Annotated in this window: 7 protein-coding genes; 4 read left to right on the top strand and 3 right to left on the bottom strand. The window is 64.1% G+C overall.

Going from position 1 to position 8,827, the window contains the following annotated elements; genetic code table 11:
* The 3 genes from fepD to fepC form a co-directional block, all read left to right on the top strand.
* The coding region (gene fepD, locus VER16_RS11995; protein WP_324808433.1) for a Fe(3+)-siderophore ABC transporter permease at positions 1-736 on the top strand (736 nt) is incomplete at its 5' end.
* Positions 736-1,725, top strand: a complete 990-nt coding sequence (fepG, locus tag VER16_RS11990) for an iron-enterobactin ABC transporter permease (protein ID WP_324808431.1) — start codon at positions 736-738, stop codon at positions 1,723-1,725. The genes fepD and fepG, both read left to right, overlap by 1 nt.
* The gene (fepC, locus tag VER16_RS11985) at positions 1,722-2,516 is read left to right on the top strand and encodes an iron-enterobactin ABC transporter ATP-binding protein (protein ID WP_324808429.1); all 795 of its coding nucleotides are present in this window, start codon (positions 1,722-1,724) and stop codon (positions 2,514-2,516) included. The genes fepG and fepC overlap by 4 nt, the downstream gene beginning before the upstream one ends.
* 140 nt (positions 2,517-2,656) lie before the next feature.
* Here fepC and entF read toward each other — a convergent pair whose 3' ends face one another.
* From entF to fes, 3 genes are read right to left on the bottom strand one after another with little or no spacing between them, the layout of a single operon-like run.
* A complete protein-coding gene (gene entF / locus VER16_RS11980; RefSeq protein ID WP_324808427.1) occupies positions 2,657-6,523 on the bottom strand; it encodes an enterobactin non-ribosomal peptide synthetase EntF in 3,867 nt (1,288 codons plus the stop codon).
* Positions 6,520-6,732, bottom strand: a complete 213-nt coding sequence (locus tag VER16_RS11975; RefSeq protein WP_324808425.1) for an MbtH family protein — start codon at positions 6,730-6,732, stop codon at positions 6,520-6,522. Before VER16_RS11975 ends, entF begins: the two co-directional genes overlap by 4 nt.
* A 14-nt stretch (positions 6,733-6,746) precedes the next feature.
* Positions 6,747-7,997, bottom strand: coding sequence for an enterochelin esterase (gene fes / locus VER16_RS11970; protein WP_324808423.1), 1,251 nt, complete (start codon positions 7,995-7,997; stop codon positions 6,747-6,749).
* Between the two features lie 206 nt (positions 7,998-8,203).
* Between fes and VER16_RS11965 the strand changes: the two genes are divergently transcribed.
* On the top strand, positions 8,204-8,827 hold a 624-nt coding region (locus tag VER16_RS11965; RefSeq protein WP_324808421.1), incomplete at its 3' end, for a TonB-dependent receptor plug domain-containing protein.

Here is an 8,827-nt window from a genome sequence, read left to right as displayed (position 1 = left end):
CGACCCGGGCATTCTCGGGGTTAACGCCGGGGCCAGCTTCGCCATCGTGCTGGGCGCGGCGCTGTTTGGCTTCTCCTCCCCCGGCGAACAGCTGGTGATGGCGCTGTGCGGGGCCTTTGCCGCCTCGCTGCTGGTGGCCTTCACCGGCAGCCAGGGCGGGGGCCAGCTCAGCCCGGTACGCCTGACGCTGGCGGGTGTGGCGCTGGGCGCGGTGCTGGATGGCCTCTCCAACGGCATTGCTCTGCTCAACCCGGACGTTTATGACCAGCTGCGCTTCTGGCAGGCGGGCTCGCTGGATATCCGCACCCTGCAAACGTTACAGGTGGTGAGCGTGCCGGTGCTGATCGCCGCCGCCGTGGCGCTGCTGTTAAGCCGGGCGCTCAACAGCCTGAGCCTCGGCAGCGACACCGCCACCGCCCTCGGCAGTCGCGTGGCGCGCACCCAGCTGATCGGATTACTGGCCATCACCGTCCTGTGCGGCAGCGCCACGGCGGTGGTGGGCCCCATCGCCTTTATCGGCCTGATGATGCCGCACATGGCGCGCTGGCTGGTGGGGGCCGATCACCGCTGGTCCCTGCCGGTGACCCTGCTTGCCACCCCTGCCCTGCTGCTGTTTGCCGATATTCTCGGGCGTCTGCTGGTGCCCGGCGAGCTGCGGGTGTCGGTGGTCAGCGCCTTTATCGGCGCGCCGGTGCTGATTTTCCTGGTGCGCCGCAGGCGCGGAGGTGCTCTGTGATGGCCCCATCCCGTCGTTTAATTCTCAGCTGTCTGGCGCTGATGCTGGTCAGCCTCGGCGTGGCCCTGTTTAGCCTGCGCAGCGGAGCGGTGACGCTTGATTTGTCTCAGGTCTTTAATGCCCTCACCGGCAGCGCGCCGCGCAATATCGCCATGGTGGTCACCGAATGGCGTTTACCGCGGGTGATGATGGCACTGCTGGTTGGCGCTGCTCTTGGGATCAGCGGCGCGATTTTCCAGTCGCTGATGCGTAACCCCCTCGGCAGCCCGGACGTGATGGGCTTTAACACCGGGGCCTGGAGCGGCGTGCTGGTGGCGATGGTGCTGTTTGGTCAGCACCTGACGGCCATAACCCTGGCGGCGATGGCGGGCGGGATCCTCACCTCGCTGATCGTCTGGGCGCTGGCGTGGCGCGACGGGATCGAAACCTTCCGCCTGATCATCATCGGCATCGGCATGCGCGCCATGCTGATGGCCTTTAATACCTGGCTGCTATTACAGGCCTCGCTGGAGACCTCGCTCTCTGCCGGGCTCTGGTTCGCCGGGTCGCTCAACGGCCTGACGTGGGCCAAAACCCTGCCCGCCGCCCCGCTGATCCTGCTGATGTTTGTCTGCGCATTACTGCTGGTGAAACGGATGCGTCTGCTGGAAATGGGCGACGACAGCGCCTGCGCGCTGGGCGTCAGCGTTGAGCGTTCGCGTCTGATGCTGATGCTGGTGGCGGTGGTGTTAACCGCCGCGGCCACCGCCATTGCCGGGCCGATCTCCTTTATTGCGCTGGTCGCGCCGCACATCGCCCGCCGTCTGAGCGGCACCGCCCGCTGGGGGTTAACCCAGTCGGCGCTATGCGGATCGCTGCTGCTGCTGGCGGCGGATCTCTGCGCCCAGCAGCTGTTTATGCCGTATCAACTTCCGGTGGGGGTCGTGACCGTCAGTCTTGGCGGTATCTACCTCATCGTCTTGCTTGTTCAGGAGTCCCGCAAGAAATGAGTGCCAATCAAACCCGCTTGCGCGGCGAAAATCTGACCCTCGGCTACGGTAAAAAAACCGTGGCCGAGGATCTGCAGGTGGCGATCCCCGACGGCCACTTCACCGCCATTATCGGCCCCAACGGCTGCGGGAAATCGACCCTGCTGCGCACCCTGAGCCGCCTGATGACGCCGCTGCACGGCAACGTTTTCCTCGATGGCGAGCAGATCCAGCGCTATGCCAGTAAAGAGGTTGCCCGCCGGGTTGGACTGCTGGCGCAAAACGCTACCACGCCAGGGGATATCACGGTACAGGAGCTGGTGGCGCGCGGACGCTATCCGCACCAGCCGCTGTTTACCCGCTGGCGTAAAGAGGATGAAGCGGCGGTCACCAAAGCGATGTTGGCCACCGGGATTACCGACCTGGCGGCGCAGAGCGTGGATACCCTCTCCGGCGGGCAGCGCCAGCGGGCGTGGATTGCGATGGTGCTGGCCCAGGAGACGTCGATCATGCTGCTGGACGAGCCGACCACCTGGCTGGATATCAGCCATCAGATCGATCTCCTGGAGCTGCTGAGCGATCTGAACCGCACCCAGGGCTTTACCCTGGCGGCGGTGCTGCACGATCTCAATCAGGCCTGCCGCTATGCCACCCATTTGATTGCCCTGCGCGACGGGAAGATTGTGGCCGAGGGTGCGCCGAAAGAGATTGTGACCCCGGAGCTGATCGAGCGGATCTACGGCATGCGCTGCATGATTATTGACGATCCGGTGGCGGGCACGCCGCTGGTGGTGCCGCTGGGAAGACGGTAATTGCCGGGTGGCGGCTACGCCTTACCCGGCCTACAAAACCCGATGAAACGTGCGGTCTGATGCCCTCACCCCGGCCCTCTCCCACAGGGAGAGGGAGAAAACCGTAGGCCCGGCAAGCGTAGCGCCGCCGGGCGTTTTCACTACCCCAATATCCCCTTCAATACCGGCCCTATCGTCTCAAACGCCTGCGGGGAGATGATGTCCACGTGGGCGCAATCCTGGCGATAGACCTCCAGCTCCCCTACCCACGGCGTCCAGGCCTGGTGCGGACCCATGGTTCGCGTGCGTTCGGCAACAAACAGCGTCGCTTTGCCGTCAAATTTCGCACTGTGCGCGGTGGTCAACAGACGCACCGCATCGGCATAGTTGCCTTCGATCGCGCTAAACAGCTCCCCGGATGCCTGCCCCTGCTGGGCAGCGAGGAACGCCTGCCGCTCGCGCTCGATCTCCGCTAAGACCTCTGGATCGAGGTCGTTAGCCTCTTTTTCACGCCAGTTTTGCGTTTCCGGCGGCCAGGTATCCAGCAGGCCGAGGAACGCAACCTCTTCACCCTGCGCGCGCAGGCGGGCGGCGATGCCCTGTGCCAGCGTGCCGCCCAGCGAATAGCCGAACAGATGATAAGGCCCGTGCGGCTGTTGGGCTAAGAGCGTCGCCAGATGCCGATCGATCACCTCATCGAGCGTGGCGCAGTGCTGCATCGGCCCCGGTCGCGGCGACTGGATGCCGGTAATCGACCAGCGTGGACTGAGGTAGCGTGCCAGGACGCTGAACTCCCAGGCAAAACCGGAGGCCGGATGGAAGCAGAACAGCGTCGGACCCTGGCTTTCGCGCAGGGGCAATATCGTCTCGTAGCCCAGACGCCGGGCCTGCTCGTCGCTGATGTCGGATGCCAGCAGCGCGCTCAGCTTGCCCACCGTCGAGGCCACCATCACCTGGCCGGGCGTCACCTGGCGGGCAAAGTGGCGGCTCAGGCTGGCGGCAAGGCGCATCGCCAGCAGCGAGTGGCCGCCAAGGGCAAAGAAATCCGCCTCGATGTCGTTGATCTCACAGCCCAGCAGAGTAGAAAACGCCGCGGCAATCACCTGTTCGGTTTCGCTTTCCGGCGCGCGGCCCTGGGTCTTCACCGTCAGCTCCGGCAGCGGCAGCGCCTTACGATCCAGCTTGCCGTTGGCGCTGAGCGGCAGCGTACTTAATTGCAGTAACACCACCGGCACCATATGCGGCGGCAGCTGGGTTTTCAGGGCAGTTAAAAGCGCGTCGCGATCCAGCGGCAGGCCGGACTCCGAGACCACGTAACCCACCAGCTGACGGGCATCGCCGCCGGTGTTCGCCGCCTGGTTGATGACGCAGGCATGGGTCACCGCCTGAGCCACGTCCGGCAGGGTCAGCATCGCCCGATCGATTTCCCCCAGCTCAATGCGCTGGCCGCGAATTTTCAGCTGATCGTCGCTGCGACCTAAATACTCCACCGCACCGTTATCCAGCCAGCGGGCCACGTCGCCGGTACGGTACATGCGCTCCCCCGGCGCATACGGATCGGCGATAAAGCGGCTGGCGGTCAGATCCGGGCGGCCCAGATAGCCCTGCGCCAGCTGGATGCCGGTGAGATAAAGATCCCCCGCCACGCCGAACGGCACCGGACGCATCATCGCATCCAGAATGCGCAGGCCGGTGTTCCACACCGGGAAGCCGATCGGCACGCTGTTGCCTGTAACCAAAGCCAGTTCCGGACCAAAGGCCGGATACCAGCTGACATCCACCGCTGCTTCGGTGGGGCCATACAAATTATGCAGCGGCGCGTGGGTGAGCTGCTCCCACTCGCGGCACAGGGCGGTCGGCAGGGCTTCGCCGCTGCAGAACACCTGTTTCAGGCTGGCGCAGCAGGCGGCGTTTTCCGGGGTCAGCGAGGCGACAAAGGCCGCCAGCATCGAGGGCACAAAGTGGGTGGTGGTGACGCCGTACTTCGCAAAGAAATTCTGCATCGCCAGCGGATCGCGGTGCGCCTCCGGCTCGGCCATCACCAGCTTCGCCCCGGCGATAAACGGCCACCAGAACTCCCACACCGAGACGTCGAAGCTGCACGGCGTTTTTTGCGCCACCACGTCGGCAGCGGTAAGCGGATAGTGGTTTTGCATCCACAGCAGGCGGTTGACGATAGCGGTCTGGCCGACCATCACCCCTTTTGGCCGTCCTGTCGAGCCGGAGGTAAAGATGATATAGGCAGTTTGTTCCGGGGCACTCAGGTTGAGCGGGGCGCTGCCCTCAGAACTCAATAGTGTGTTGTAACTAAAAAGGGACACAGGCAGATGGCTGAAGCGCGGGCGCTGGTTGTCGTCAGTGATGAGCAGCGACGGCTTCGCGTCCTCGATCATCATCTGCAGGCGGTCGTCGGGATAGCCGGTGTCCAGCGGTAGCCACGCGGCCCCCGCTTCGACAATGGCGTGCAGGGCCAGGGTCAGGAATACCGAACGCGGTAGCGCCACCGCCACGCTGTCGCCGGGCTTCACGCCCCGGGCGCGCAGCTGGTTCGCCAGGGCCACTACCTGCTCGCGCATCTGGCGATAATTCAGTTCGTACTGTGCATCGGCCAGTGCCGGGGCGTCCGGGGTTTTCGCCGCCTGCTCCGCCACCAGCGCGCTCAGGGTGGTGAGCGGCAGAGGAACCGCTGTCTGGTTAATCTTTTCCAGCTGCTGATATTCGGCGTCAGACACCGTTTCGGCCTCGCCGCAGCGCAGATCGATGTTGGCAGCAAACTGCGCCAGCAAGGCATGGAGGCGCTCGACGTGGCGCACCAGGGTGGCCTCATCGTAACGCTGCTTGTTTGCGAGGATCTCAATGCTCAGGCCGCCCTCCTCGTCCGGGAACAGCGCCATCTCGAGGTCGTTGACCGGGCCGGTCGCCAGGGTGTGGGTGACTGCCTGAACGCCCTCGATATCCAGCTGGTAGTCGAAGACCTTGACGTTGAACACCGGGCCAAACAGGGCTTCGTCGCTGGCTGCGCGCCCGCTGTCGCGGACAATCTGCTCGGCGTCGTAACGCTGATGACGGCGCATTTTTTTCATCTGACCGGCCAGGCGCTGGGCCAGCTCCGGCAGCGTCTCCTGTGCCCTGATATTCACCGCCAGCGGCAGCACGTTCAGCACCGGGCCGGTGGCGGTCAGCGCCGCGGAGCCCATCCGGCGCATAAAGATAAACCCGGCGGCATAGTTCATGCGTCCGGTCAGGCGGGCGAGCCACAGGGCCACCAGCGCCAGGGCGAGGTCGGTGCGCTGGCTCTGGCTGACCGTGGTTAAACGGCTAAACGCCTGACGATCGGCGGTCAGCTTCAGGCGCAGAATATCGGTGGTGGCGGCACGTCCCGGCAGCGGCGCGCTGGAGAGCGATACCGGCGGCGGGAGCTGCCTGCGCTGTTCGGCCCAGAAGGCACCGTCGCGCACGTATGCCTCGCTGTCGCGGTAGCGCTGATATTCCTCTACCACTTCAGCAAATGGCGTAAACGGCGAGTCCGGCGTGGCGTCGCCGTTGGACCAGGCGCAATAAATGGCGGCGATCTGGCGGGTAATGGCCGGAAAGCTGAAGCCATCCACCACTAAGTGGTGATAGCGCTGATACCAGTACCAGCGGTTGTCAGCCACCTGCATCAGCAGGTGGAAGGCCAGCGACTGACCGCTGTCGACGCGCAGGTTCTGGTTAAGATCGGCGTGCATCTGCGCCTGCGCCGCAGCGTGCGGATCGGCGTGGGCGCGCAGGTCAATAATCTGCGGCTCCGGCAGGAGCATGGTGTCATCCACCCACTGGCGGATCTCACCGTTGTCCTCGGTAAACTGCGTGCGCAGGGTATCGGCCTGCATCATGCCCGCCACCACCGCTTTCGCCAGCAGCGGGGCATTAACCGGGCCGGTCAGCTCGACGTAGTGGGCTACGCTCCAGGCGTTGGGCAGGTCGGAAAGCTGTTCCGCCATCCAGATCCCCGGCTGGGCGGCCACGAGAGGAAGTTGTGCGCTCATGCGTTCACCTGTGCAAAATGGGCCGGGATCAGGGTTTGCCAGCGGTTGGTAAGCCACTGCTGACAGGCTTCCTGCGACTGCGGCTCGCACACCACGCGCCAGCCGTCGGGCAAGGCGCACTGCTGCGGCCACAGGCTGTACTGCTGTTGCGCGTTTTGCACAATGGCGAACAGACCCTGCGGATCGTCGAAGGGGTTACTGAATTCCATACCAGACTCCATTGTTAAATAAGCGGCTGCCAGAGAGTCATCAGCCCCTGCGTCAGCCCTCCCCGCCAGCAAAGTGCATCATGTCCGCCGTCCACCGGACGCCAGTAAACCTGCTGCTGCGTATGCTCTAGCTCGGCGTACAGCGCCTGACAGGCGCGGTAGATCAGCGGTTCCCGTCGTCCCGCCTCCAGGACGATGCGCAGGCCCTTCGCCGACAGCTGTTGGTTTTTAAGCTGTTCGATAATTATCCCGTCCTGCTTGCCGCCGCGATGCGGCCACCAGAAAGAGCCCGACTGGCTGAGCACGCAGCCAAAACGTTCCGGCCAGTGCAGCCCTGCATAGAGGGCGGAGAGCCCGCCGAAGCTCTGCCCGGCGACCACCGTGCGGTCGGCGCGGTCGCTGAACGGCGCCAGCTGATGTACCAGCGGAAGGAGTTCTTCCTGCACCGCCAGCCAGAAGTCGGGGTTGCAGGGCAGCTCGCGGCTGCGGTGGGCGGTGTCGATCACGTCGATCAGCACGTAAACCGCGGGCGGCAGCTGGCCCTGGTCGGTGAGCGCCGTCAGCGCGGGCCACACAGGCATGCTTTCGGCCCAGAACTGGCCGTCGAGCAGCACCGCCAGCGGGCGATCGTGAGGGGTTTCTTCGCCGGTGGTGAAGATCCAGACCCGGCGGGTGTTGCCGAGCCTGGCGCTTTCCCAGGAAATACAGTGTGGAGGAGGATAAGCGGTAGTGAGGCGATCCCAGCCCGGCTGAACCGGGGCTTCGGGCATCTCCAGCGCCGAGACCGGATGACCGCGCCCGCCGCGCCAGTGCTGTGGGTTAAGCGGATCGGCAACGGCGTGCGGCAGCAGCTTGCGCCAGCCTTCGCGCAGGGCCATGCGGTCCGGCGGATCGGTGGCAAACACCGCCTCACTGAAGTCGTCTTCGTGAGCTGAGGGGATAAAACAGTAGCTGCCGCGCCAGTTTGGGCTGAACTCGCCCTGCCACTGCCAGACGTCGGTTCCGGCAATGCGCACCAGCGTCTGCGGACGGGCATTATGGTGGTGATCGGTCACGCCGGTGATGTAGAGCCACACCCGTTTCAGCGGCGACGTCTGCTCTGTTCCGCCCGGATCGCGCCACCAGAATGTGACCCGACAGTGATCCCCTTCCCGCACCCATTCGGGCCCCTGTTTCGACTGCCACCAGCCGTCACTTCCCGTTTCCCGCGTCGTCACCACTCTAACCCCATGACCTGTTCGGTTTTTTTGATAAAAGATAAACAATATCGATAATATTATTGATAACTATTTTCATTTGCAATAGCGTATGGGCGCGCTGTGGGAAGCGCGCACATTAAATAACCATGCCATGCGCTGCGTACTGACTCAGGACTGAGGGGTTTTCGCAGACTGCGGGCGATATCCTTCCGCCGCCTCACCCATTCGGGATGGAGCCATGAGGCATGCGGCATCGAAAAGCAGGACATACAATGAATAACAAGCTTCACTCACTGGCCTTACTGGTCAACCTGGGGATTTACGGTGTGGCACTGCCTGCGATGGCAGCCGATACCGCGGGCAACGAAGATACCATGGTGATCACCGCCGCCGAGCAGAACCTTCAGGCGCCGGGCGTTTCCACCATCACCGCGGATGAGATCCGTAAAAACCCGGCGGCGCGCGATGTGTCAGAGATCATCCGCACCATGCCGGGCGTTAACCTCACCGGGAACTCCACCAGCGGCCAGCGCGGCAACAATCGCCAGATTGATATCCGCGGCATGGGCCCGGAAAACACCCTGATCCTGATTGACGGTAAGCCGGTGACCAGCCGTAACTCCATCCGTCTGGGCTGGCGCGGCGAGCGTGACACCCGCGGCGATACCGGCTGGGTGCCGCCAGAGATGATCGAGCGCATCGAGGTGATCCGTGGCCCGGCGGCGGCGCGTTATGGCAACGGCGCGGCGGGCGGCGTGGTGAACATCATCACCAAAAAAGTGAGCAACGAGTGGCACGGCTCCTGGAACACCTATCTGAATGCCCCTGAGCACGACGAAGAGGGCTCCACCAAACGCACCAACTTTAGCCTCAATGGCCCGCTGGGCGGGGATTTC

This window comes from Stenotrophomonas sp. (assembly GCF_035634915.1).
In the GTDB taxonomy this organism is placed as follows: Bacteria; Pseudomonadota; Gammaproteobacteria; order Xanthomonadales; family Xanthomonadaceae; genus Stenotrophomonas.
Note: the sequence above shows the minus strand (reverse complement) of the source record. Positions and strands in the feature narration are given on the sequence as shown.

What these genes read in the sequence shown, in the direction of transcription:
- entF (WP_324808427.1), bottom strand. Translation starts at nt 6,523, where the DNA reads ATGAGCGCACAACTTCCTCTCGTGGCCGCCCAGCCGGGGATCTGGATG.
- fepC (WP_324808429.1), top strand. Translation starts at nt 1,722, where the DNA reads ATGAGTGCCAATCAAACCCGCTTGCGCGGCGAAAATCTGACCCTCGGC.
- VER16_RS11975 (WP_324808425.1), bottom strand. Translation starts at nt 6,732, where the DNA reads ATGGAATTCAGTAACCCCTTCGACGATCCGCAGGGTCTGTTCGCCATT.
- fepG (WP_324808431.1), top strand. Translation starts at nt 736, where the DNA reads ATGGCCCCATCCCGTCGTTTAATTCTCAGCTGTCTGGCGCTGATGCTG.